Here is a 23621-nt window from a genome sequence, read left to right as displayed (position 1 = left end):
CTGGAAAACCCATCATGACCAAGAAACCCCTGTCCCACCCAGTCAAAGCACTGGCCCTGGCCCTCGGCCTGTTCAGCTCGGCGGTCTTCGCCGCCGACGCCCCGTTGAAAATCGGCACCACCGCCGCCTTCGCCATCCCGCTGGAAGCCGCCGTCGAAGAGGCCTCAAAACAAGGCCTGAAGGTCGAACTGGTGGAGTTCACCGACTGGATCGCGCCAAACGTCAGCCTCGCCGCCGGCGACATCGACGTGAACTACTTCCAGCACATCCCGTTCCTCGAAAACGCCAAAGCCGCTGCCGGTTTTGATCTGGTGCCATTCGCGCCGGGGATCATCAACAACGTCGGTCTCTACTCGAAAAAATACAAAAGCTTCGATGAGCTGCCAGAGGGCGCCAGCGTCGCCATCGCCAACGACCCGATCAACAGCGGTCGCGGTCTGCAACTGCTGGCCAAGGCCGGTTTGATCACGCTGAAACCGGGCGTCGGCTACAAGGCCACCGAAGACGACATCGTCGCCAACCCGAAGAAAATCAAAATCCTCCAGGTCGAGGCCGTGCAACTGGTACGGGCCTATGACGATGCCGATCTGGTGCAGGGTTATCCGGCCTATATCCGACTGGCGAAGACTTTCGATGCCGGTTCCGCGCTGCTGTTCGACGGTCTCGATCACAAGGAATACGTGATCCAGTTCGTCATCCAGCCGAAGAGCAAAACCGATCCGCGCCTGATCAAATTCGTCGACATCTACCAGCATTCGCCAGTGGTTCGCGCGGCGCTGGATAAGGCCCACGGCAAGCTGTATCAAGCCGGCTGGGAAAGCTGAGCATGACCGCGGCGATCCAACGGCGACTGGATATTCCAGAGCCAAACAATGCTGAACGTACCGAATTGCACCCTGAGCTGAATCGCGCCCACGTGCGCTTCATCGGCCTGGGTAAAACCTACAACGGTCGCCAGGGCCCGGTCGCCGCGTTGCAAGGCATCGACCTGGCGATCCAACGCGGCGAAGTATTTGGCATCATCGGCCGCAGCGGCGCCGGCAAATCGTCGCTGATCCGCACGATCAATCGTCTGGAGCAGCCGACATCTGGACGGGTGTTGATCGATCAAGTCGACATTGGCGAGTTCGATGAAGACCGCCTCGTGGCGCTGCGCCGACGGATCGGCATGATCTTTCAGCACTTCAATCTGATGTCGGCCAAGACGGTTTGGCAGAACGTCGAATTGCCGCTGAAAGTGGCGGGCGTGCCGAAAGAGCAGCGCGAGAAAAAGGTTCGCGAATTGCTCGAACTGGTCGGCCTGCAAGAAAAACACAAGGCCTATCCGGCGCAGCTGTCCGGCGGACAGAAACAGCGTGTCGGCATCGCCCGCGCGCTGGTGCATGATCCGGATATCCTGCTCTGCGACGAAGCGACTTCGGCGCTCGATCCGGAGACCACTCAGTCGATCCTCGGCCTGCTGCGCGAGATCAACCAGCGCCTGGGCCTGACCATCGTGCTCATCACCCACGAGATGGCGGTGATCCGCGAAATCTGCGATCGCGTCGTGGTGCTGGAGCATGGCCGCGTCGTCGAGCAAGGCCCGGTGTGGGAAGTGTTCGGCAATCCGCAGCACGAGGTCAGCCAGACTTTGCTCGCGCCGCTGCAACATGCGTTGCCGGAAGAATTGCAGAGCCGCTTGCACACGCACGCGCCCTCCTCCGATGCCGCCGTGGTGCTGCGTTTGCAGTTCACCGGCAGTTCCAGCGATGAGCCGGATCTGGCCGCGCTGTTTACCGCTCTCGGTGGCCGGGTGAAGTTGCTGCAGGGCGGCGTCGAACGGATTCAGGGGCATGCGCTGGGGCAACTGCTATTGGCCGTCAGCGCCTCTTCGTTCAGCGCCGAGCAACTGCGCGAACGCGCCGCGCCATGGGCGCAACGGGTGGAGGTATTGGGTTATGTGGTTTGATCGTTTGTTGCAGGGCTTTATCGACACGTTTCTGATGGTCGGCGTGTCATCGTTGATCGCGTTGCTGGTGGGGATTCCCATGGCGGTGATTTTGGTCACCAGTGACAAGGGCGGGATCTACGAAGCGCCAGTGTTGAACCGTGCTTTGGGTGCGTTCGTGAACCTCTTCCGCTCGATCCCGTTTCTGATTCTGATGGTCGCGCTGATTCCGTTTACCCGGTTGATTGTCGGCACCACGTATGGGGTTTGGGCCGCCGTGGTTCCGCTGACGATTGCGGCGACGCCGTTCTTTGCGCGGATTGCTGAAGTGAGTTTGCGCGAGGTTGATCATGGCTTGATCGAAGCCGCGCAGGCGATGGGTTGCCGGCGTTGGCACATTGTCTGGCATGTGTTGTTGCCGGAGGCGCTGCCGGGGATTGTCGGGGGTTTCACCATCACGTTGGTGACGATGATCAATTCGTCGGCGATGGCCGGGGCGATTGGTGCGGGCGGGTTGGGGGATATCGCCTATCGCTACGGGTATCAGCGCTTTGACAGCCAGATCATGTTGACGGTGATTGTGTTGCTGGTGGCGTTGGTGGCGGTGATTCAGTTGGGTGGGGATCGGTTGGCGCGGGGGCTCAACAAGCGCTGAGCTCATCCGGATTCATGCCGCGCCTCTGAAACCGCTTTCGCGAGCAGGCTCGCTCCCACATTTGGAATGCGTTCCCCTGTGGGAGCGAGCCTGCTCGCGAATGGCGTATATTCGGCTCATCTTAGATGCCGTGCAGCCCTCGACCATGAAGCAAACCCCGACCGACCTCGAACAGATCACCGCCACCACCCTCGGCCACTACAACTCGGTCGCCGAAGACTTCCGTGAAGGCACTCGCGATCACGATGTCAGTCAGAACATCGATGCGTTGCTTCGACATATTCAGGGCGCGGCGCCGTTCACGATTCTCGATTTCGGCTGCGGCCCGGGCCGGGATTTGCAGACGTTCACGCGCATGGGCCACATCGCGGTCGGCCTCGACGGTTCGCAGGAATTTGCCCGAATGGCCCGTGAGGACAGTGGCTGCGAAGTGCTACAGCAGGATTTTCTGAAACTGGATATGCCAGCGGAACGCTTCGACGGGATCTTCGCCAACGCGGTGCTGTTTCATGTGCCGTTGCAGGAGTTGCCACGGGTGCTCAAGCAACTGTACGGCGCGTTGAAGCCCGGTGGGGTGTTGTTCAGTTCGAATCCGCGCGGGGATAACCGTGAAGGCTGGAACGGGCCGCGGTATGGCTCGTATCACGATCTGGCGGCGTGGCAAGGGTTGTTGACCGCGGCAGGGTTTGTCGAGCTGGAGCATTACTTCCGGCCGGCGGGACTGCCTCGGGAGCAGCAGCCTTGGTTGGCGAGTGTCTGGCGTAAATCGACGTAGTCCATTACGACGCTATCGCTAGCAGGGCTAGCTCCCACAGGAGAATGCATTGCAACTGTGGGAGCTAGCCCTGCTGGCGATGAGCGCGAAGCGCGCGCTTTTTACTGCGCTTCTTTTTGCGGTTCGCGAATCTTGTACCAGGCCACATACAGCGCCGGCAGGAACAGCAGCGTCAGCAGCGTCGCCACCACAATCCCGCCAATCATCGCGTAGGCCATCGGCCCCCAGAACACTTCCCGGGCAATCGGGATCATGCCCATGCTCGCCGCCGCTGCGGTCAGCAGGATCGGCCGGCGCCGGTGCTCGGTCGCCTCGACCACCGCGTCCCACGGCGCATAACCCTTCTTCTCGAACTCATCGATCTGCGTCACCAGAATCACCGAGTTGCGGATGATGATGCCGATCAGCGCGAGAATCCCCAGAATCGCCACGAAGCCCATCGGTGTACCCGTCGGCACCAGCGCCAGCACCACGCCGATCAGCCCCAGCGGCGCGACACTCGCCACCAGGAACATCTTCTGCACGCTGTGCAACTGGATCATCAGGAAGGTCGCCATCAGGAACAGCATCAACGGCAAGACCTTGGCAATCGGCCCTTGGGCCTTGCCGCTTTCCTCGACCGTACCGCCAGTGGCGACTTTGTAGCCGACCGGCAGTTTTTCAGCGAAGGCGTCGATGGACGGCTTGAGGAGTTTCACCAGATCGGTCGGCTGGATCTCGTCGCGCACCGAAGCCTTGATGGTGATGGTCGGCAAACGGTCGCGACGCCACACCAACGGTTGCTCCAGTTCATACCGAACCGTGGCGAATGCGAGCAATGGGATCGACGTGCCGCTCGGCGTGACGATCTGCAGGTTTTGCAGGGTTTCCGGCGTACCGCGCTCGGAGTCCACTGCGCGACCGACCACGTTGATCAGGTAGATATCGTCATCGACCTGAGTCAACGGCGAGCCACTGACAATGCTGTTCATCAGGTTCGCCACGTCTTCGGACGACAGCCCGAGTTGCCGCGCTTTGTCCTGAGCAATGTCGATGCGCAGGACTTTGCCCGGCTCGTTCCAGTCGTAAATGATCTCGCCGATGTGCGAGTTCTTGTCCAGTTCGGTGGCCAGGTCGATGGCATGCTTGCGCACCTGATCGATGTCCTTGCCGCTGATCCGATATTGGATCGGGCGCCCCACCGGCGGGCCCATTTCCAGCGCCTGCACATAACTGCCGATACCGACGAAGTCCTTGTGCAGTCGCTCGCGCAATCGTTGGGTCAAGGCCTCACGGGCCTCGAAATCCTTGCTGACGATCACCAGTTGCGCGTAGTACGGGTTTTGCAATTGCTGGTCGAGGGGCAGGTAGAAACGGATCGCGCCCTGACCGATGTAAGTGCTCCAGCGCACGATGTCCGCATCACCCTTGAGCGTTGCTTCGAGTTTGTCGACCGCTTTGCGGGTTTCATCGATGGAGGCGTTCTGCGGCAGGTTGAGGTCGACGAGAATTTCCGGGCGATCCGACGCCGGGAAGAACTGGTTCTGCACGAAGCGCATGCAAAAAATCGACAGGGCAAACAGCAGCACGGTGATGCCGATCGCCCACCAGCGATTGCGCATCGCCCACAACAGCCCGCCATTGAACGCGCGACCGACCCGACCCGGCTCGGCTTCATGGGGTTTCACGTTGGCGCTGAGGATGTGCACGCCGATCACCGGCGCAAAGAACACCGCCACCACCCACGACACCAGCATCGCCACCGCGATCACCGCGAACAGGGTGAAGGTGTACTCACCGGCGGAGCTGGCATTGAGGCCGATAGGCACGAAACCGGCCACCGTCACCAGTGTGCCGGTGAGCATCGGGAACGCCGTCGAGGTATAGGCGAACGTCGCGGCCTGCTCGCGGGTCTCGCCCATTTCCAGGCGCGTGACCATCATCTCCACGGTAATCATCGCGTCATCGACCAGCAGGCCGAGGGCGATGATCAGTGCGCCGAGGGAAATCCGCTGCATGGTGATGCCGCTGTATTCCATGAATACAAAGACCATCGCCAGCACCAGCGGAATCGAGCACGCCACCACCAGACCGGCGCGCACGCCGAGGCTGATGAAGCTCACGACCAACACGATGATCACCGCTTCGAACAGCGCGCTGGTGAAGCCGCCGACGGCTTCTTCAACCACCACGGCCTGATCGGACACCGTGTGCACACCGACGCCTACCGGCAAGTCCGCGGTGAGTTGGTCGATGCGCGCATGCAAGGCCTTGCCGAATTCCTGGACGTTGCCGCCCTTCTGCATGGCAATCGCCAAGCCGATGGCCGGTTTGCCGTCGAAGCGGAATTCCGGCGTCGCTGGATCAACGTAACCACGGCTGATTTCGGCGATATCGGCCAGTCGATAGAAGCGGTCATTGAGCTTGAGGTTGACCTCGGCCAGATCCTTTTCCGAGGCGAACTGCCCGGAGGTGCGCACGGAAATCCGCTCCGGGCCGGCCTCGATCACCCCTGCCGGGGTCACAGCGTTTTGCGATTGCAGACTGTCCACCACCTGACGCTGATCGATGCCCAAGGCGGCCAGTTTGCGCGTGGAGAAGTTCAGGTAGATCACTTCGTCTTGCTGGCCGACCATCTCGATCTTGCCCAGCCCCGGCACATTGCGGATCTCGGCGCGCGCCTGTTCGACATAGTCGCGCAGCTGACGCATGGTCAGTCCGTCAGCCGTAAACGCATACACCGAACCGAACACATCACCGAACTCATCGTTGAATCCCGGCCCCTGAATGCCTTGGGGGAACTGTCCGCGAATGTCATCGATCTTCTTGCGCACCTGGTACCAGATTTCCGGGATGTCCTTGGCACTGGTGGTGTCGCGCAGGTACACGTACACCGTCGATTCGCCGGGGCGCGTGTAGCTTTTCACGTAGTCGAGGGAATCGAGTTCTTCGAGTTTTTTCTCGATGCGGTCGGTGACCTGCTTGAGGGTTTCCTCTTGAGTCGCGCCCGGCCATTTGGTCTGGATGACCATGGTCTTGATGGTGAACGACGGATCTTCTTCGCGACCCAGATTGAAGTACGAGAACACGCCCATCAGCAACGCGACGAACATCAGATACCAGACGAATGACTGATGCTTGAGGGCCCATTCGGAGAGGTTGAAAGAGCCTTTCATTGACTGTCCTCGTCAAGTTTCACGGATTGTCCGGGTTTGAGGCTGTTGACGCCGGCGCTGACCACACGCTCGCCGTTCTTCACGCCACCGGCCAGCACCACACTGCTGTCGGTGCGGCTGATGACGCTGACATCGCGCGGGTTGACGGTTTTGCTTTGCGTGTCGATGACCCAGATACGTGATTTGCCGTCGACCTCCTGCAGTGCCGTCGCCGGCAACTCGATGCGCGGTTTGATCGCCGAGCTGAGGGTCACGCTGATCGCCGTGCCGAGGCGGAAACCGTCCGGCGTTTCGGCCAGGGTCAGGCGCGCACGGCGGGTCCGGGTCGCGCTTTGCGCCTGGGGTTCGATTTCGCGGATGACCGCTGTGGTGTTGATGCTCGGGTCGAGTTGTGCGGCCACCGAGAACACCACGTCGCGAGGAATCTGATCAACCAATGTGTCCGGCAGATCGATCACCGCTTCCTTGATGTCCGGTTGCGCCAGAGTCACCACTTGTTGGCCGGCAGTGACGACCTGCCCGGCCTCGGCGTTCCACGCGGTGACCACGGCTTTGTGATCGGAGCGCAATTCGGTGTAGCCGAGTTGATCCTTGCTCTGATTGACCGCCGCGCGCGCCTGATCGAGCGAGGCTTGGGTGGTTTTCAGATCGGTCGTGGCGATGTCCAGTTGGGCTTGCGCGCCAACGCCGCGATCGAACAGCGCCTGCTGGCGGCGTGCGTTAGCTTGCGCGTTGATCAATTGCGCCTGGACTCTCGCCAGATCGCCTTGGGCCGAACGCAACTGGTTCTGCTGATCGGATGGATCGAGTGTGGCGAGCAACGTGCCCTTCTCGACTTCGGTGCCGACATCGACGTTACGGCTGGCGATGCGTCCACCGACACGGAAACCGGTGTTGCTCTCGTAGCGCGCCTGAATGCTGCCGGCAAAGCGGCCGAGGTTTTCCTCGTTGAGCGCTTCGACTTTGACTGACAGCACCGGGCGTACCGGCTCCGGCGGCGGTTCTTTCTTCGAGCATGCGGCCAACAATACGGCGACGGGTAACAACCACAGAGACTTCATGGCTGCGCTCCCGGTTGCAGATCCTTGTAGGTGTTTTCGGCAATCTCGACTTTCATCCCCGGGTGCAACAACTGCCCACCGGCAACAATGACTTTCTCACCACCCTTGAGACCTTCGCTGATGATCACTTTGCCGGTCAGGTAACGGCCGACCGTGACGTTGTGCAATTGCGCCTCGCCCTTGTCGTCGACCATCCACACCGCGGTATCGCTGATGTTTTTCGTCAGTGCTGACCATGGCAACTCGACTGCCGATTTGCCCGAGCCTTTCGCCGTGGCGCTGACCACCGAGCCGAGCTGCATGCCCGGCGGCAGTTTGTCGAGGGTGACTTTGACTTGCACGGTGCCGGATTGCGCCGACACCGCCGGGGTGACTTCGCGCACGGTGCCGGTGGTTTTGACTTCGGGGTTATCGAGCAGGCTGACGGTGATCCTGTTGTCCGTGGGGCGCTCGGCGAGCAACGATTCATACACGTTGAACACCGCATCACGGTCGCCATCGCGGGCCAGACTGAAAATCGGCGCGGTGGCCTGGACCACCTGGCCGACTTCGGCCTGACGCTCAGTAATGACGCCCGGGGCGTCGGCAATCAGCGAGGTGTAGCTGAGTTGATCCTTGGCGTTGGCCAGTTGCGCCTGCGCCGCGCTTAAAGCGCTTTGGCTGCTGCGCAACGCCGCTTGGGCGGAATCATATTCGCTTTGGCTGGTGTAGCCCTTGGGCAGGAGTTTCTGCTGACGGACGAACGCTGCTGCGCTCTGCCTCACCCGCGCCTGTTCGGCGACCACTTGGGCTTGAGCGGAGTCGACGTTGGTCTGCAAATCCTTGGGATCGAGTTTCGCCAGCACCTGTTTGGCGGTGACGCGGTCGCCGACGTCGACCATGCGCTGGATGATCTTGCCGCCAACGCGGAACGACAATTCGGTCTGCACGCGCGCCTGCACGTCACCGGTCAACGTCACCGAGGCCGCGTAATCCATGGGTTTCACTTCTTGTACGAAGACCCTGGGCAAGTATTCTTCAGGGGCTTTTTTCTCGCCGCAGGCGGTCACCAAGGTGAACAGACTCAGCATGACCGCTGTTTTCAAACCGGGACTCGCCATGCAGACTCCTTCCTGTGTACGAACGTGCAAGTGACGATACGACTGTGAGCTTAGAACAGGGTTCAACGTTCGCCCGTTCGTCGCCCATATTTCCCTGCGGCAGCACCTACAATGGGCGCCTGAAGAGAAGGAATTCCATGCTCAATACTCTCGCGGTGGCCAATTACCGTTCGATCAACAAATTGGTGATCCCGCTCGGTCGTCTGAACCTGATCACCGGCCCCAACGGCAGCGGCAAGTCCAATCTGTACCGAGCGTTGCGCCTGCTGGCGGAAACCGCGCAGGGCGGCGTGGTCAATGCGCTGGCCCGTGAGGGTGGGCTGGATTCGACCTTCTGGGCCGGGCCGGAAACCATCAGCCGGCGCATGCGCAACGGCGAGGTGGCGATCGAGCCGACGGTGCGCCAAGGCGTGAAGCGCTTGCGCCTGGGGTTCGCCGGCGAGGATTTCAGTTATTCGATTGCCCTGGGTTTGCCCGAGCCAAGTCGCTCGTTTTTCTCCCTCGACCCGGAAATCAAACGCGAATGCATCTGGGCCGGGCCACTGTATCGCCCGGCCAGTCTGCTGGTGGATCGCAACGGCCCGATGATCCGTGCCCGCGAAGGCCGCAACTGGGACGTGCTGGCGCAATACACGCCGAACTTCGACAGCCTGTTCGATCAGGTCGGCAGCCTGCGCAACTCACCGGAAGTGTTCCAGATGCGCGAGTTCATCCGGCGCTGGCGCTTCTATGATCACTTTCGCAGCGACGCCGATGCGCCGGTGCGCCAACCGCAACTGGGCACACGCACGCCGGTCCTGCACCACGATGGTCGAGATCTGGCGGCGGCGTTGCAGACCATCATTGAAATCGGCGATCCAGAGGCTTTGCAGGGCGCCATCAGCGATGCGTTCCCCGGCGCACGCCTGCGGATCGAGCCGCTGAGCGGCGGGCGCTTTGCCATCGAGTTTTATCAGGAAGGGTTGCTGCGGCCATTGTCGGCGGCGGAACTGTCGGACGGCACGTTGCGCTATCTGCTGCTGGTCGCGGCGCTGCTGACGCCGAGGCCGCCGTCGCTGATGGTGCTGAACGAACCGGAAACCAGCCTGCACCCGGATCTGCTGCCGGCGTTGGCGCGGCTGATCATTCGTGCGTCGGAGCAGTGTCAGGTGTGGGTGGTGTCCCATGCGCGGCGGTTGATTTCAGCGTTGCAGGAAGATCCGGAGTGCAATTGCATCGTGTTGGAGAAGACGTTGGGGCAGACCGGGATTGTCGGGCAGCGGGTGCTGGATGAGCCGGCGTGGAAATGGCCGGATTGACTGCCCACTGATCGTTCCCACGCTCTGCGTGGGAATGCAGCCCGTGACGCTCCGCGTCACTGGACGCGGAGCGTCCCCAGAGGCATTCCCACGCGGAGCATGGGAACGATCAGTTCAGACAATCACCCCTGCCACTTGCCACCCTCGACAATCACACTCTCAGGCTTGGTGTCATCGCTCAGTTCTTTACGCACATATTGGTCGTACAGCTTGAGCAGATATTTCTCCTCACCCAGCTTGGTCAGCTCGGTATTCACTCAGTCACGCAGTTCGATATTGCCCTTCTTGACCGCCGGCGCAATCGGCGCTTCGGCACCGAGTTTATCCTCCAGCACGCGATAGCCCGGGTTCTGCTTGGCCCAGCTGAACAGCACCAGATTATCTTGCGCGTAGGCATCGCCACGGCCATTGGCCAGGGCTTGCAGGGACTCGGAGTTCTTCTCGAACTTCAGCAGTTTCCAGTCCGGGTGATTCTTGGTCAGCCAGATATCCGCTGTAGTGCCAGTGGTGACGATGGTCGTGCGGGTCGCCAGGTCATCGAGGTTTTTCACCGAGCTGCTTTGCGGCACCAGCGCCTGCACCGCGACCTTGAGGTTCGGATTGGTGAATTCCACCGCTTCCTTGCGCTCGGGGGTCACGGTCATGTTGGCGAGGATCAGGTCGACCTTGTCGCTTTGCAGGAACGGGATGCGGCTCACCGGCTCCACCGCCACGAACTCGACCTTGTTTTCATCACCGAGCAGATCCTTGGCGAAACGCCGGCCGATGTCGGTATCGAAGCCGACATAGCGCCCGGCTTCATCGACGAAACCGAATGGCGGCTTATCGGTAAATACGCCAACGATCAGTTTGTCGCGGGCCTTGATCTTGTCCAGATAACCGGCCGGCGCGGTGCTTTCGCTGGCGACTTTCGGCTTTGGCAGTTCTTCGGTTTTGCTGCAACCGGCAAGCAAGGCGAGGCTCAGTAGGGGCAGTAGAAAAGCGGCAGTTTTCATAACAGTTCCAGTTCCTTTGTCGGATTCGTTTTTGGCAGTGTTGCAACGAAGGAGAACTTCTCCAGAAACTGCTGCGCGCGTGCGGTTTGCGGGTTCGTAAAGAAAATCTCGGGTGGGGTCTGTTCCAGGATGCGCCCGGCATCCATGAACACGATGCGGTCGGCCACCGCGCGGGCGAAGGCCATTTCGTGGGTGACGATCAACAGGGTCATGCCCTCCCGAGCGAGGCCCTGAATGACCTGTAAAACTTCCTTGACCATCTCCGGGTCGAGGGCGGCAGTGACCTCGTCGAAAAGCATCACCCGTGGGTTCATGCACAACGAACGGACGATGGCGATGCGTTGCTGCTGGCCACCGGAGAGCTGACGCGGGAAGGCATCGCGCTTGTCCAGAAGTCCTACGCGTTCAAGCAGCGCTTCGGCTTGCTGTTGCGCTTCGCGACGCTGGCGCTTCTGCACCTTGAGCGGGCCGAGCAACAGGTTGTCGAGCACGCTCATGTGCGGGAACAAGTGATAACTCTGAAAGACCATACCGATCTGCTGGCGGATGTCGCGCCAGTCGGTAGCCTTGTCCAGCAGCTCACGGCCGACAAATTTCAGGCTGCCGCTGTGGGCGACTTCGAGGCCATTGAGGCAACGCAGCAAGGTGCTTTTGCCGCAGCCGCTGGGGCCGAGGATGACGATCACTTCGCCACTCTGTACTTGCAGGTCGATGCCGTTGAGCACCTGCTGCTCGCCATAGAATTTGTTGAAGCCGTGAAACTCGATCAATGCACTCATGCTTGCGTCCAGCGCCGCTCCAGCACGCGCGAGGCGGCCGACAGCGGGTAGCAGATGAAAAAGAAAAACAGGAACAGCGCGCCATAGATCAGCACCGATTCGTAGGTGCGCTCGATGATCTGCTGGCCGACCTTGATCACATCGACCACACCGATCAGCACCGCCAGCGAACTGGTCTTGATGATCCGCGTGTAGACGTTGATGGTCGGCGGCGTCATGCGCTTCAGCGCTTGCGGCAGCAGCACGTAGCCATACAGTTGTGCGGCGTTAAGACCCATCGACAGCCCCGCTTCACGCTGACCGCGCGGCAACGAATGCAGCGCACCGCGCGCCACTTCGCCGACCTCACTCGCGCCCCACAGTGACAACACCAGCACGGCGCACCAGAAACTCGGAATGCTCAGGCCGAAGAAAATCGGCAAACCGAAGAACAACAGGTACAGCCAGACCAGCACCGGGATCGCCCGGAACAGCTCCAGATACACCCGCAAAATCGCGTTGAGCCACGTCACGTTGAGCGTGCGCAACACACCGTAGAGCACCCCGCCGACGGTGCTGATGGCGATGCTCAGAAACGAGATCGACAAGGTTTGTCCGGCGCCTTTTGCCAGTTGCGGCAATGACACCCAGAGCAATTCAAGACCCGAACTGGCCATGCTGGAGCCTCCTTTCCAGACGGCTGAGCAACAGCGACAGCGGCAAGAACAACAGCACGCAGATCAGCGTGAGCACGGCGAGCATTTCGTAGGTTTTGTAATAGAGCGCGATGTAGCTCTTGGTGGTGTAGAGGATTTCCGGCACCGCCACCGCCGAGACCACGGTGGTTTCCTTGAGCAGGAAAATGAAATTGGCGAACAGCGACGGCAGGCTGAGGATTCCCGCTTGCGGCAGGATCACGTAGCGCAGCAATTGGCCGTGGGACAGGCCGATGGAGCGACCGGATTCCAGTTGCGCCTGCGGCACCGCATCGACGCCGGCGCGCAGCACTTCAGTCAGATAGGCCCCGCCAAGGAACGTCATGGTGATGATCGCGGCGCTGAAACCGGACACCTGAATCCCCACGGCCGGCAAGGCAAAGTAGATGAAGAACAACTGGATCAGCAGCGGCGTGTTCCGCGCCAACTCGACGTAGAGGCCCACCAGCTTGTGCAGGTACGGCGTGCGGAACACCAGGATCGTCGCGTTGAGCAGCGCCACCAGCAGCGAGGTGCCAATGGCGATAAATCCGACCTGCAGCGTCACGCCTACGGCTTTTAGAAATGCCGGCAGGGTGCTGAGGATAAATGCGTAATCGAAAGTCATGAAACATCCTGAACGACGCTCGGTAAGCGCCGGTGATGCAGTCCATGGACAGCGGATGGCTGTCCGGCAGGAGATGACTTTATAGGTATAAAAACAAGAATTTAAATACCGTTAAAGCATATTGATATCACCCAAAAAACTATCTTGTGGGTTTGCCGGGAAGGAATAAGAAGGCTATTTTCCTTTGCGCTGTAGGAAGGATCTTTTTTTCAAGAAAGCCCTCCAAGGACGAACAGCTTTTGGCCAGACTCCCCCGGCCAAACCCATAACAAGGAAGACAACATGGACGTAAAAGTACCGCAGCGACTGGATCCGCAGGAGATTTTGAAATTGTTGGTGGCGTTGAGGCGGGCGTTGAAGGCTCAAGTGGCCTGAAGCCTGTACCGATCGTGCCCACGCTCCGCGTGGGCATGCAGCCCGGGACGCTACGCGTCGCTGCCAAAAGCGGACGCGGAGCGTCCATTGATGCGTTCCCACGCAGAGCGTGGGAACGATCAACCATAAATCAGCCGCACACAAAAACGCCGATGACCATCACTGGCCATCGGCGTTTTCACACCTTGAAGGGGGTGGAAGCGTCAGATCAGAACGCCGGCAGTACCGCGCCGTTGTACTTCTTCTCGATGAACGCTTTGACTTCAGGGCTGGTCAGCGCTTTGGCCAGTTTCTGGATCGCGTCGCTGTTCTTGTTGTCCTCACGGGCCACCAGGAAGTTCACGTACGGCGAGTCAGCGCCCTCAATCACCAGCGCATCTTTCTGCGGGTTCAGCTTGGCTTCCAGCGCGTAGTTGGTGTTGATCATGTCCAGATCAACTTCCTTCAGAACGCGTGGCAGCAGGGCCGATTCCAGTTCTTTGAACTTGAAGTTGTGCGGGTTCTTGGCGATGTCTTTCGGCGTTGCCAGAGCGTTTTTCGGGTCTTTCAACTCGATCAGGCCAGCCTTCTGCAGCAGGATCAGCGCACGGCCGCTGTTGCTGCCCTCGTTCGGAATGGCGATGGTCGCGCCGTCCGGCAGTTCAGCCAGAGTTTTGTACTTGCTCGAGTAACCACCGAACGGTTCAACGTGCACGCCTTGCACGGTTACCAGGTACTTGGATTTGTCGTCCTTGTATTTGCCCTGGTTGAAGCTGTTCAGGTACGGCAGGGTCTGGAAGTAGTTGGCGTCCAGACGCTTCTCGCCCACTTGCACGTTCGGCTGAACGTAGTCGGTGAAGACTTTGATTTCCAGATCCACGCCTTCTTTGGCGAGGGTCGGTTTGATCAGCTCGAGGATTTCAGCGTGCGGGACCGGGGTCGCAGCCACCACCAGTTTCTCGCCGGCATTGGCCAGGGAAGCAGTCAGAGCAGCCGCCAATGCGGTAAACAACAGAACCTTTTTCATGCAGTGTCCTTATCGAAAATCACGGTCGTCATCGACGACGGCATTAATACGTGTGCCAGTGAAGTGATATCGCTGGCGTGGGTCGGACAATACCGGGATTTTTTATTCCCGGACAATAACGTTTATTCAGCTTCATATTCCATTTTGTTCATGTTGAACAAAATGGTTACAACGCCTCACTCAAATGAATCAGCAAATCTTTCAATGCCTTACGTTCATTGACGCTGCCGCCGATGTTGATTTGCGCCACCAGTCGTTCGATCTGAAGCTGCGGGCCAGACGCTTCGGGCAGATTCAGGTGCTCCGGCAAAATCTCGTCGCCGGTACTGACCAGCAGGGCAAAGTGAATGACGTTTTCCAGCTCGCGGGTGTTGCCCGGCCAGCTGTGGCGTTCGAGCAGGTGTTGCGCCGCTTCGCTGATCAAAGGCACCGGCAGATCAAGACGCTGGCTGTAAATCCCGAGGAAATACTCGGCCAGCGACAAGATGTCGCCAATCCGCGCGCGCAAGGCCGGCAGCTCGAGATGGCCTTCGCTGAGATAGTGATAAAGGCGCTCATGGAATTTCCCGGCGTCTACCGCTTGCGCCAGATCGATGCTGGTCGCGGCTACCAGACGCACATCTACCGGGCTCGGCTGATGCGCGCCGACGCGGGTGACTTCGTGGTTTTCCAGCGCAGCGAGCAACTTGATCTGAATCGGCAGCGGCAAATCGCCGATCTCATCGAGGTACAAGGTGCCGCCGTTGGCCGAGCCGAACCAGCCGGCGCGGCTACTGGCCGAGCCGCTGTAGCTGCCGGCGGCGTAGCCGAACAGTTCGGCATCGGCGTACGTTGGGCTGATCGCGCCGCAATTGACCGAGACGAACAGACCACTGCGATCACTGGCGCGATGGATATGCCGGGCGAGCAATTCCTTGCCGGTGCCGGTCTCGCCACGGATCAACACCGAGGTCGAACGCGGGGCCAATTGCTCCAGCTCTTCGCGCAACTGACGCGAGCGCGGATCGACGAACACCAGCGCTTTCGCGCGGATGCTCAGGGGGCTTTTTTCCGCATCGGGAAAGGTCAGCAACGGCTGACCGAACGTTTCGAAACTCATGGCAGACTCCCGCCCAAAACCGCCGGCAGACGGGGGCGTTCAAAGAAAAAAGAAATCAGGCGCGCCGACGGGCGTGGTGCTCCATACGATTTTGCAGGCGGTAGAGGTAAGCAAAACCCTGCTCCCAACGTTGGTGACCAGACTTCACATTGATGTGCCCGGCACCAGCGAGAATCCCCGCCTCGGCGCCCCAGTTGCGCGCCAGTTCCAGCGCGCGTGGTGCGCTGACGGCGGCGTCGTTGTCGGAGCTGACGACCTGGCTCGGGAATGGCAGCAGGTCAGTCGGAATCGGCGCGAAATTGCGTAGCGCCGGTGCGCAGGCTGGACGCTCGACATCCGCCGGCGCGACCAGCAACGCCCCGCGCACCTGCCGCAGGTATTGCAGCGGCGCAGTGGCCGCCCAATGGGCAACGGTCACGCAGCCAAGGCTGTGGGCGATCAGGATCACCGGCGTGCTGTCGGCGGCGATCGCTTCCGCCAGGGCCGCGACCCAGTCCTCGCGACGCGGCGTCAGCCAATCGGCCTGCTCGACCCGCGCACTGTTCGGCAGGCTGTTCTGCCAGTGGCTTTGCCAATGATCTTCTGGCGATCCTTGCCAGCCCGGCACAATCAGGTAGCGGATTGATTCGTTGCGCATGGGGAGCTCTCCTGCGTCGTGTCTGTTCTGTAACGAGTATAGGGACGGTATTTATATTCGCTAAGGAATAAGAAGCTATTTATTAAGACCTTAATTGCATATACAGAAATCTATGTAGGGTTGGTGTTCGCGGAATAAAAAAAGGGCCGCACCCTGCCAAGGAGACGGCCCCGGAAAAACGTAAATTCTGTTAACGCGCAGTAATCACCGACAACTTGGTAATCCCCGCCCGCTCGATCGAAGCCATGGCTCGCGCCACTTCGCCGTAGTTCACCCCGTCATCGGCCTGCAACTGCACGCGCACTTCCGGGTCTTTGGCCTTGGCCGACTTCAGGTTGAATTCCAGCAAGTCCGGCTGAATCTCATCCTTGTTGATAAACAGCTTGCCGGCGCCATCGATGCTCACCACCAGCGGATCCTTTTGCTCGACCGGCGCCACCGCTTCGGTCTTCGGCAGGTTGATCGGTATCGCGTTGGTCAGCAGCGGTGCAGTGACGATAAACACCACCAGCAGCACCAGCATCACGTCCACCAGCGGGGTCACGTTGATCTCGCTGAGCACCTCGTCACTGTCTTGCGTGGAGAAGGCCATATCAGGACGCCTCCTTCACTTTCGCCGCGTTGCCCGGCGCTGCAACTTTTTGCGCGGTCGGGTGGATCAGCACGCGGAACGAGCTCTTCTGCGCCAGGCTGTAGAAGTCGTGGGCGAAGTCGTCCAGATCCGCTGCGGTCAGTTTCAACCGACGCAAAAAGTAGTTGTAAACCAGCACTGCCGGCACCGCGACGGCAATCCCCACGCCGGTCGCAACCAGTGCCGCACCGATCGGGCCGGCAACTGTTTCCAGGCTCGCCGAACCGGCCGCGCTGATTCCCTTCAGCGCCTCCATGATTCCCCACACCGTGCCGAACAAACCAATGAACGGCGACGTACTGCCAATACTTGCGACCACTGCCAGACCCGTTTCCAGCGAACGCCGTTCGCGGACGATCTGCTGGCGCAAGGCGCGCTCCAGTCGATCCTGATGGTTGATCGCCTGGCTCAAATCATTCGCCTGTGGCGCCTCGCCCACCTGAATCGCTGCGTAACCGGCCTGCGCGACTCGAGCTGCTGCGCCGGGTTGCGTTTCGCTTAATTCAGCGGCGGCATCAAGACTCGATGCTGCCCAGAAGCGTTTATGAAAACGGCGATCCTGCGCCTTCAGACGCCCGAACTGCACAGCCTTGAGCAATGCCAGGCCCCAAGTGGCGACGGAAAAAACCACCAGCAGCCAGATCACCGCGCTTTCGATGGATTCCAGTGGAGATGCCAGTAACGTCATGATGATTCCCTCGTGTAAACGTTTCGCGCGAATTTGGTTTCGGTTTAATGAATCTTGAAATCGATGGGCACGCTGACCCAGCCGTCCTGTGCGACATCACCCTGCTTGGCCGGGACGAAACTCCAACGTTTCACGGCGTTGAGCGCCGCGTCGTCGAGCTGTTGCCGGCCACTGCTTTTAGCGATCTGGATCTCGCCCGGTTTACCGCTGGCCAATACATGCACGCGTAACAACACCGTGCCTTCCCAACCGCGACGCTGAGCCAGCGACGGATATTCCGGCGCCGGGTTTTTCAGGTACGCAGCGTTGGCCGAGGCCGGGGTTACCGGAGCGGGCGCCGGTGGTGCAGGAGGCGCGGGCGCGGCAACCGGGGCTGCCGGTTGTGGCGGCGCCGGGGGTTGCTCGACCGCTTTCGGTGCCGGTTTCGGTGGCTGCTTAACCACCGGTTTGGGTTTCGGGATCGGCTTCGGCGGCGGCGGTTTTACCGCCAGTTCGTCTTCCACCGGCGGCGGAGGCTCGACCACCGGCGCTGGCGGCGGCACAACAACCGGCGGCGCGGGCGGTGCCGGGCGCGAGAATTCGATGGTCATCGGCGGAATTTCCGGCGGCACGATCGGCAGCACTGGCGTCGGTTTCTGACTGATCCAGTAGATCACCGCGCCATGCGCCAGCAACGCCAGTACGCCAAGCAGAATCGCTTCGCGGCGGCTCAGAATACCTTTGGGCGCACGCTGCAGACGCAGTTGCCCCAACGGCACACGATGCGGCCGGCCGAGATCGACCAATTCGCCACTCGGCGTCTGACGCCACAGCAATTCCCCTGCGCTGGCGGCGGTCTGGACATTGCCCATTGATTCACTCCCTGCGGTCTTTTTTGCGTTTCTGTACCAAGCAGTCGATTCGCCGTTTGTTGAAGCCCCCACCGCGATCGATGGGTGAATCATTGGCTTAGACGCTTATCTCCGAAAGTAATCTTTAACGTTATCCATAGGCTTTTATGGAATATACGTGCCGATCAATTTCGCCAAAGCCACGGCCCATATGGGCTGTAGCCGTGTGGTGAAAACAGCATGCTTTTCAGGCATTGAAAGTATTCGCGCAACGCATCGGCAAAGAGCCGATGCGCGTCTCAACTAACGACTGACGTTGGTCTGCTGCACGCCGATTGCAGGCGCAATGACTGCCGTTTCCGAACGTGGAGTTCCGGCAGGTACCCAGTCATAACTCACAGGCAGCGCGCGATAGACCCAGTTGCTGACCACATCGCTGCCCGGCGCCTTGCCGAGGTAGGGGCTGACGTATTCCCAGACGTTTTCGCCGCTGGCCGTGACCTGGAAAAACCGTCCGTTCATGCCTTCGTCGATCAATGTGTTGCCGTTGGGCAAACGTCGCGCGCTGCTGATGAACGAGCTGTAAAACGCCCAGCCTGGCTGCTTCGAATTCGCTGCGCTGTACTGCCAGACGATTTCGTTTTTCACCGGGTCGATCTCCAGCACTCTTGAACCGGAAATCAGGCCAAGGGTGACGTTCGGGTAACCCGCCGAACCCTGGTTATCGAACACCAGCACATTGCCCGCGCCCGGTAGCCCGGCGGGAATGATGTGGGCGTCATGCTGACCGACAAACTGGTCGACCAGACGCGGCAAGTTGCGCGCGGTTTTCGGGCTCGCCAACGGCAGGTTCGGGCCTAGGCGCCAAACCACTTTGCCGCTGCTTTTTTCGATGATCGCGATGAAGTTGGCGTTGCGTGAATCGAACAACAGGTTGTCCGGATTGAAGCGTTTATCACCGGCGTCGAACCACTTGTTGGGGCCGACCACGCTGAGGTTGTTGATGTGCAGGTAATCCGCATCTTCACTGGCGCGCACCAGCTTCAACTGTTCCGGCGTGAAGCCGAATTCGTTGAGGTGTTCCGACGCCAGCCACTGCCATTTCACCGCACCGTCGGGGCTGACTTCATAAATGGCATCGTCGATCACCTCGGGCACTTTGAAGCCTTTGACCTTGTGCACCTTGTTCGCCAGCACCACGGTGTTGCCGTTGCTCAGGCGCCGCTGATCATGATGCTGTTGAGCCGCGCCGCCGGGCGCCTTGTCGCCCCATTGCCAGACGACTTTGCCGTTCCAGTCCAGCTCGCCGACGCTTTGATTGCCCAGACCATTGCCGGCGGAGCCGAGTTTGCCGGGGTCCTTGTCACTCAGTTGCAGCAACACATGGCCGCGCTCAGCGCCGACCAGTTTCGGGTCGATGATCGCTGAGGGGAAACCTGCCTGTGGCCAGTTCTTGACCTCGTTGCCATTCATGTCGATCAGGTGCGTCTGCTTGTCGGCGCCGCTGAAAATCACGTACTGATTGAAGGCTTTGTCCGGGTCGTAACGGGTGACGCCGGTCGGGTAAACGCTGGGCGCAGCGAAGACGCCAGCGCTGAACACCGCACCGGACAGCAACAGCGGTAAAGCGGTTTTGATGGGCAACATGATGCAGCTCCTTGAATGACCAATCAGAAGTCGTAGCGACCGGTGACGCCGAGGGTGCGCGGTGTGCCGAGCAGGCCTTCATAGCCGCCGTTGCCGCCCGTCCACAGGGTCGTGTAATAGGTTTTGTCGAAGGCGTTTTTCAGCCACAGCGAGATGTCCCACTGACCCTGGTTGAAGTCGCCGCGCAGGCCGGTGGACAGGTTGACCACGGCATAACTCGGGATCTGGCCGTAGTCGGAATCTTCGACTGTGCCGACGGCTTTGGAGCGGAAGGCGTAGCTGCCGGTGACGTACGGTTCCAGGCCGTTATCCAGATTCCATTTGTATTCGCCGTTGGCGTTGCCGATCCATTTTGATGCGCCGACAACCTGGTGGCCGCTGAGGTCGCAAGACGCTGGAGCACCCGGTGCCTGGCTGATTTCCGGCGGGCACGGTGCTTCTTTGTACGAGAGGTAGCTGACGTCGTTGAAGGAGCCGTTGAAGTTCAGGGTCAGGCCACGCAGCGGGATGATCGTGCTTTCAAACTCGACGCCGCGCGAGCGCACGGAACCGGCGTTGGTCAGGTATTGCACGCGGTTGACGTCGTCGTAGGCGTTGGTCTGGTAGGCGTTGACCTGGGTCCAGAACACGTTGGCATTGAGTTGCAGGCGGTGATCCCACAGCGTGCTTTTGAAACCGAGTTCGGCATTGTTGGCGCGTTCGGTGCCGATCAGCAGCGAGTCGGCGCCAGCGGTCGGTGCCGAGCCGACAGCGAGATTCACGCCGCCGGATTTTTCGCCATGGGACAGCGTCGCGTAGCCGAGCACATCGTCGGTGATGCGATAGCTCAGGTTTAGCAATCCGGACGGGCTGGAGCTGTACTGATTCAAGTCGCCAGAATCGTAGGCACCGGCACGACCGCGGCGCGCGGTGGCGGCCGCGCCAGTGACTGTCGCACCGCCGACCGGAGCATTGCGCGTCACCCAGGCCGATTTCTCTTCATAAGTGCCACGTACACCAGCGGTGAAATCCAGACGCTCGGTGAGGTGCCAGGTGCCTTGGGCGAACAACGCGAAACTGTCGGTCTTGATGTGGCCGTTGCCGACGCTGTCGACGTTGGCCAAAGCACCGGCCGGCGTGCCGTTCCAGATGTCCGCTTGCGGGCCGTAATAGGCGAAGGATTTGTTATCCAGGTCCGAGCCGAAGTAGTAGGCGCCAACGACATAATCGAAGAACTCGCCCTTGGGCGACGCCAGGCGGAATTCCTGTGAGTACTGTTTGTCTTCCACCGACACCCCGGCGTTGTAGCTCGCCGGGACGTTGAGACCGTCGTCATTTTTCGGGGTGAAATTCCAGAAACGGTACGAGCTGATCGAGGTCAGGGTGAAGTCGCTTGGCAGTGTCCAATTGGCCTCAACCGAAGTACCGCCCTGGTGCACGGTGACGTGCTGGTCGTTATCGAGATTGACCTTGCGGTGCGAGCCATTGACCAGCGTTGCGCCTGCAGCGGCGGCGCGCGCCGAGTAGAGATTGACCCCGTTGATGGTCGGCCCGGTGTTGTACAGCACGCGGGTGCCGGCGCTGGAATCTTCTTCGTTGTAGTCGCCGATCCAGCGCAGGTTGAAGTCTTCGTTGGGCTTGAACAGCAACTGTGCGCGGAAGCCATCGCGTGAGCCGCCGTTCAAATCATGGCCGTTGTATTCGTTCTTGATGTCGCCATCACTGCGCGTGCGATAAGCCGAAAAGCGTCCGGCCAATTCATCGTTGAGCGGCCCGGAAATCGTGCCCTTGGTCTGGAAATAACCGTCCTCGCCCACCGAGGTTTCGATACTGCGCTCAGGGGTGAAGGTCGGTGCGCGGGTGCTGATGTTGATCACCCCGGCGGTGGTGTTTTTGCCGAACAGCGTGCCCTGCGGCCCACGCAAGACTTCGAGTTGTTCGATGTCCATCAGATCGAAAACCGCCATCCCCGGGCGGCCCAGATACACGTTGTCGATGTACAGCCCGACGCTGCCTTCCAGACCATCGCTCGCCGGGTTGTTGCCCAGACCACGGATCGACACGCTGGACTGCCGCGCATGCATGTAAGCGACGTTGACGCTCGGTACCAGTTGCTGCAAATCCTGAATCCGGTAAACCCGCTGGGTTTCCAGGTTCTGCCCGCTGACCACGCTCATAGGCGTCGGCACATCCTGCGAACTTTCTTCGCGGCGGCGCGTGGTCACTGTCACGGTTTCCAGCTGCGAACTGTTGGCCGCGGGCTTGCCTGCGGGGACCGGCGCCGGGGTTTCGGTTTCGGCGGCGTAGCTGTGAGTCCAACTGGCGCTCCCTGCCAGCAACAGAGCCAGAGGCAGGCGTTTGAGCCGTCGTGGTGTTAGGGGTGACGCAAGGTTCAACGGACTCATGGCGCGGCTCCTGGTCAAAAAACACACAGACATCTTCAGCGCTGCATATTCTTTTAAGTTATTTATTTATGGATTTACAAATATTTACTGCATAAGAGATTGCCTTTATAAGGAGTCGACCTAATGCATATCCAATGCATTTCCCGGATATTTTTTATGTGAAAAATGCATATCGACTTGCGACAACTTCGTCACTTCATCGCCTTGGCTGAACAACGCAGCTTCGTCGCCGGCGCGCAGGCGGTGAACCTGTCGCAGTCAGCCTTCAGCCGCAGCATTCAGGCGCTGGAGCACAGCGTCGGCTGCCAGTTGGTCGATCGCGGGCGCAAGGAATTACCGCCGACCAAACAGGGCCAAGTGCTGCTCGAACATGCGCGGCGGCTGGTCAGTGGCGCACAGCAAATGGCCAACGAGATCAGCCAGTTCAATGGGCTGGAAGCGGGGGAATTGCGTTTCGGCTGCGGGCCGGCGCCTGCGGCGGGATTGATCCCTCGGGCGATCGGCAGCTTCATCGGCCGCTACCCGAAGGCGCGAGTGCAGTTTCAGGTGGATGACTGGCAAAGTCTGAGCAAGCGACTATTGAGCGAGGAGTTCGAATTCTTCGTCGCCGACACTCGGCAATTCGAGGCGGACCCGGATTACCTGACGCACCGGTTGCGCCCGCGTAAGTGGCATTTCTGCTGTCGCGCTGGGCATCCGTTGGCCGGGTTTGATCGGGTCACGGCTGAGCAATTGATGAGCTATCCGCTGGCCGTGAGCATTCGGCCGCCGAACTTGCGCAAGGTGATTGTCGACCTCAGCGGGCGACCGGATTTCACCCCCAATGTGGAATGTGAAAACAGCTCGAGTTTGCTCAGCGTGGTGCTGCGCTCGGATGCGATCGGGATTGTCGGGGCATACTCGGATGCGCTGCACCAGGCCAACGGTGAGTTAGTGTGTTTGCGCATTCAAGGATTGGCCGATGATCTTGAGGAGCTGTACACACGCTATGGGATTGTCAGTCGGGCGGGGTATCGGTTGTCGCCGTTGGCGGAAGCGATGATTGAGCAGATTAAAGAGATTGATGCGGTGGATGAGGAGGTCTGTTCGCTGGATAGACTTGCCGTCTGATCGACCGCTATCGCGAGCAGGCTCACTCCTACATTTGAAATGCATTCCCCTGTAGGAGTGAGCCTGCTCGCGATAGCGCCAGTACAGGCACCGATGCATTCCCTGCATAAAACCCATTCCCCAAATGCACTTGCCGAACACCCCCACCGAAAGCGAAAACCCTCGCC

The 23621-nt window shown here is 60.0% G+C and carries 20 protein-coding genes and 1 pseudogene; 6 read left to right on the top strand and 15 right to left on the bottom strand.

The window, feature by feature from the left end:
• Positions 1 to 14 precede the first annotated feature (14 nt).
• From ACQ4OE_RS00505 to ACQ4OE_RS00490, 4 genes are all read left to right on the top strand, one after another.
• On the top strand, positions 15 to 824 hold the full coding sequence (locus ACQ4OE_RS00505; RefSeq protein ID WP_430945300.1) for a MetQ/NlpA family ABC transporter substrate-binding protein: 810 nt from the start codon (positions 15 to 17) through the stop codon (positions 822 to 824).
• A 2-nt stretch (positions 825 to 826) separates the two neighbouring features.
• Complete coding sequence (locus ACQ4OE_RS00500; protein ID WP_430945299.1) at positions 827 to 1948, top strand: methionine ABC transporter ATP-binding protein; 1122 nt, start codon at positions 827 to 829, stop codon at positions 1946 to 1948.
• Entirely contained in the window at positions 1938 to 2582 is a 645-nt protein-coding gene (locus tag ACQ4OE_RS00495) for a methionine ABC transporter permease (protein ID WP_034151854.1), read from the top strand. Before ACQ4OE_RS00500 ends, ACQ4OE_RS00495 begins: the two co-directional genes overlap by 11 nt.
• Before the next feature lie 145 nt (positions 2583 to 2727).
• Positions 2728 to 3357, top strand: coding sequence for a class I SAM-dependent methyltransferase (locus ACQ4OE_RS00490; protein ID WP_430945298.1), 630 nt, complete (start codon positions 2728 to 2730; stop codon positions 3355 to 3357).
• Positions 3358 to 3458: 101 nt separating this feature from the next.
• Here ACQ4OE_RS00490 and ACQ4OE_RS00485 read toward each other — a convergent pair whose 3' ends face one another.
• The 3 genes from ACQ4OE_RS00485 to ACQ4OE_RS00475 are packed head-to-tail and all read right to left on the bottom strand — an operon-like array spanning position 3459 to position 8673.
• On the bottom strand, positions 3459 to 6512 hold the full coding sequence (locus tag ACQ4OE_RS00485; protein ID WP_430945297.1) for an efflux RND transporter permease subunit: 3054 nt from the start codon (positions 6510 to 6512) through the stop codon (positions 3459 to 3461).
• On the bottom strand, positions 6509 to 7573 hold the full coding sequence (locus tag ACQ4OE_RS00480; RefSeq protein WP_430945296.1) for an efflux RND transporter periplasmic adaptor subunit: 1065 nt from the start codon (positions 7571 to 7573) through the stop codon (positions 6509 to 6511). The genes ACQ4OE_RS00485 and ACQ4OE_RS00480 overlap by 4 nt, the downstream gene beginning before the upstream one ends.
• Positions 7570 to 8673: an efflux RND transporter periplasmic adaptor subunit gene (locus ACQ4OE_RS00475; protein ID WP_430945295.1), complete on the bottom strand. Its 1104-nt coding sequence runs from the start codon at positions 8671 to 8673 to the stop codon at positions 7570 to 7572. The genes ACQ4OE_RS00480 and ACQ4OE_RS00475 overlap by 4 nt, the downstream gene beginning before the upstream one ends.
• Positions 8674 to 8810: 137 nt before the next feature.
• On the opposite strand from ACQ4OE_RS00475, the gene ACQ4OE_RS00470 reads away from it, so the two are divergent.
• Entirely contained in the window at positions 8811 to 9971 is a 1161-nt protein-coding gene (locus tag ACQ4OE_RS00470) for an AAA family ATPase (protein ID WP_430945294.1), read from the top strand.
• 122 nt (positions 9972 to 10093) lie between these two features.
• Here ACQ4OE_RS00470 and ACQ4OE_RS00465 read toward each other — a convergent pair.
• The 12 genes and pseudogenes from ACQ4OE_RS00465 to ACQ4OE_RS00410 form a co-directional block, all read right to left on the bottom strand.
• A pseudogene (locus ACQ4OE_RS00465) lies at positions 10094 to 10966 on the bottom strand (transporter substrate-binding domain-containing protein).
• Positions 10963 to 11745, bottom strand: a complete 783-nt coding sequence (locus ACQ4OE_RS00460) for an amino acid ABC transporter ATP-binding protein (RefSeq protein WP_122594061.1) — start codon at positions 11743 to 11745, stop codon at positions 10963 to 10965. Before ACQ4OE_RS00460 ends, ACQ4OE_RS00465 begins: the two are co-directional and overlap by 4 nt.
• Positions 11742 to 12401, bottom strand: a complete 660-nt coding sequence (locus tag ACQ4OE_RS00455) for an amino acid ABC transporter permease (RefSeq protein WP_430945293.1) — start codon at positions 12399 to 12401, stop codon at positions 11742 to 11744. Before ACQ4OE_RS00455 ends, ACQ4OE_RS00460 begins: the two co-directional genes overlap by 4 nt.
• The gene (locus ACQ4OE_RS00450; protein WP_122594062.1) at positions 12382 to 13047 is read right to left on the bottom strand and encodes an amino acid ABC transporter permease; all 666 of its coding nucleotides are present in this window, start codon (positions 13045 to 13047) and stop codon (positions 12382 to 12384) included. Before ACQ4OE_RS00450 ends, ACQ4OE_RS00455 begins: the two co-directional genes overlap by 20 nt.
• Before the next feature lie 583 nt (positions 13048 to 13630).
• Positions 13631 to 14428, bottom strand: coding sequence for a MetQ/NlpA family ABC transporter substrate-binding protein (locus ACQ4OE_RS00445; protein WP_007918708.1), 798 nt, complete (start codon positions 14426 to 14428; stop codon positions 13631 to 13633).
• 166 nt (positions 14429 to 14594) lie between these two features.
• Positions 14595 to 15527 carry a sigma 54-interacting transcriptional regulator gene (locus ACQ4OE_RS00440; protein ID WP_430945292.1) on the bottom strand — a complete coding sequence of 311 codons (933 nt, stop codon included), beginning with the start codon at positions 15525 to 15527 and terminating at the stop codon, positions 14595 to 14597.
• A gap of 55 nt (positions 15528 to 15582) precedes the next feature.
• On the bottom strand, positions 15583 to 16164 hold the full coding sequence (locus ACQ4OE_RS00435; RefSeq protein ID WP_077570156.1) for an alpha/beta hydrolase: 582 nt from the start codon (positions 16162 to 16164) through the stop codon (positions 15583 to 15585).
• 190 nt (positions 16165 to 16354) lie between these two features.
• Positions 16355 to 16756 (bottom strand): ExbD/TolR family protein, encoded by a 402-nt coding sequence (locus tag ACQ4OE_RS00430; protein ID WP_003220570.1) that lies wholly within the window; start codon positions 16754 to 16756, stop codon positions 16355 to 16357.
• Position 16757: 1 nt separating this feature from the next.
• Positions 16758 to 17483, bottom strand: coding sequence for a MotA/TolQ/ExbB proton channel family protein (locus ACQ4OE_RS00425; protein WP_122594065.1), 726 nt, complete (start codon positions 17481 to 17483; stop codon positions 16758 to 16760).
• 44 nt (positions 17484 to 17527) lie between these two features.
• Positions 17528 to 18334 carry an energy transducer TonB gene (locus ACQ4OE_RS00420; RefSeq protein WP_430945291.1) on the bottom strand — a complete coding sequence of 269 codons (807 nt, stop codon included), beginning with the start codon at positions 18332 to 18334 and terminating at the stop codon, positions 17528 to 17530.
• A gap of 282 nt (positions 18335 to 18616) precedes the next feature.
• On the bottom strand, positions 18617 to 19960 hold the full coding sequence (locus ACQ4OE_RS00415) for an aryl-sulfate sulfotransferase (protein WP_430945290.1): 1344 nt from the start codon (positions 19958 to 19960) through the stop codon (positions 18617 to 18619).
• A 23-nt stretch (positions 19961 to 19983) separates the two neighbouring features.
• The gene (locus ACQ4OE_RS00410) at positions 19984 to 22344 is read right to left on the bottom strand and encodes a TonB-dependent receptor (RefSeq protein WP_430945289.1); all 2361 of its coding nucleotides are present in this window, start codon (positions 22342 to 22344) and stop codon (positions 19984 to 19986) included.
• A 165-nt stretch (positions 22345 to 22509) separates the two neighbouring features.
• On the opposite strand from ACQ4OE_RS00410, the gene ACQ4OE_RS00405 reads away from it, so the two are divergent.
• A complete protein-coding gene (locus ACQ4OE_RS00405) occupies positions 22510 to 23454 on the top strand; it encodes a LysR family transcriptional regulator (protein WP_430945288.1) in 945 nt (314 codons plus the stop codon).
• The last annotated feature ends 167 nt before the right edge of the window (positions 23455 to 23621 follow it).

The organism is Pseudomonas sp. WC2 (genome assembly GCF_050586545.1).
Taxonomy (GTDB): Bacteria; Pseudomonadota; Gammaproteobacteria; order Pseudomonadales; family Pseudomonadaceae; genus Aquipseudomonas.
The sequence above is the reverse complement of the archived record's forward strand: the minus strand, read 5'-3'. Positions and strand labels throughout refer to the sequence as shown.

What these genes read in the sequence shown, in the direction of transcription:
- ACQ4OE_RS00410 (WP_430945289.1), bottom strand. Translation starts at nt 22,344, where the DNA reads ATGAGTCCGTTGAACCTTGCGTCACCCCTAACACCACGACGGCTCAAA.
- ACQ4OE_RS00475 (WP_430945295.1), bottom strand. Translation starts at nt 8,673, where the DNA reads ATGGCGAGTCCCGGTTTGAAAACAGCGGTCATGCTGAGTCTGTTCACC.
- ACQ4OE_RS00500 (WP_430945299.1), top strand. Translation starts at nt 827, where the DNA reads ATGACCGCGGCGATCCAACGGCGACTGGATATTCCAGAGCCAAACAAT.
- ACQ4OE_RS00470 (WP_430945294.1), top strand. Translation starts at nt 8,811, where the DNA reads ATGCTCAATACTCTCGCGGTGGCCAATTACCGTTCGATCAACAAATTG.
- ACQ4OE_RS00450 (WP_122594062.1), bottom strand. Translation starts at nt 13,047, where the DNA reads ATGACTTTCGATTACGCATTTATCCTCAGCACCCTGCCGGCATTTCTA.
- ACQ4OE_RS00445 (WP_007918708.1), bottom strand. Translation starts at nt 14,428, where the DNA reads ATGAAAAAGGTTCTGTTGTTTACCGCATTGGCGGCTGCTCTGACTGCT.
- ACQ4OE_RS00415 (WP_430945290.1), bottom strand. Translation starts at nt 19,960, where the DNA reads ATGTTGCCCATCAAAACCGCTTTACCGCTGTTGCTGTCCGGTGCGGTG.
- ACQ4OE_RS00430 (WP_003220570.1), bottom strand. Translation starts at nt 16,756, where the DNA reads ATGGCCTTCTCCACGCAAGACAGTGACGAGGTGCTCAGCGAGATCAAC.
- ACQ4OE_RS00440 (WP_430945292.1), bottom strand. Translation starts at nt 15,527, where the DNA reads ATGAGTTTCGAAACGTTCGGTCAGCCGTTGCTGACCTTTCCCGATGCG.
- ACQ4OE_RS00435 (WP_077570156.1), bottom strand. Translation starts at nt 16,164, where the DNA reads ATGCGCAACGAATCAATCCGCTACCTGATTGTGCCGGGCTGGCAAGGA.
- ACQ4OE_RS00495 (WP_034151854.1), top strand. Translation starts at nt 1,938, where the DNA reads ATGTGGTTTGATCGTTTGTTGCAGGGCTTTATCGACACGTTTCTGATG.
- ACQ4OE_RS00505 (WP_430945300.1), top strand. Translation starts at nt 15, where the DNA reads ATGACCAAGAAACCCCTGTCCCACCCAGTCAAAGCACTGGCCCTGGCC.
- ACQ4OE_RS00455 (WP_430945293.1), bottom strand. Translation starts at nt 12,401, where the DNA reads ATGGCCAGTTCGGGTCTTGAATTGCTCTGGGTGTCATTGCCGCAACTG.
- ACQ4OE_RS00480 (WP_430945296.1), bottom strand. Translation starts at nt 7,573, where the DNA reads ATGAAGTCTCTGTGGTTGTTACCCGTCGCCGTATTGTTGGCCGCATGC.
- ACQ4OE_RS00460 (WP_122594061.1), bottom strand. Translation starts at nt 11,745, where the DNA reads ATGAGTGCATTGATCGAGTTTCACGGCTTCAACAAATTCTATGGCGAG.
- ACQ4OE_RS00425 (WP_122594065.1), bottom strand. Translation starts at nt 17,483, where the DNA reads ATGACGTTACTGGCATCTCCACTGGAATCCATCGAAAGCGCGGTGATC.
- ACQ4OE_RS00485 (WP_430945297.1), bottom strand. Translation starts at nt 6,512, where the DNA reads ATGAAAGGCTCTTTCAACCTCTCCGAATGGGCCCTCAAGCATCAGTCA.
- ACQ4OE_RS00420 (WP_430945291.1), bottom strand. Translation starts at nt 18,334, where the DNA reads ATGGGCAATGTCCAGACCGCCGCCAGCGCAGGGGAATTGCTGTGGCGT.
- ACQ4OE_RS00490 (WP_430945298.1), top strand. Translation starts at nt 2,728, where the DNA reads ATGAAGCAAACCCCGACCGACCTCGAACAGATCACCGCCACCACCCTC.
- ACQ4OE_RS00405 (WP_430945288.1), top strand. Translation starts at nt 22,510, where the DNA reads ATGCATATCGACTTGCGACAACTTCGTCACTTCATCGCCTTGGCTGAA.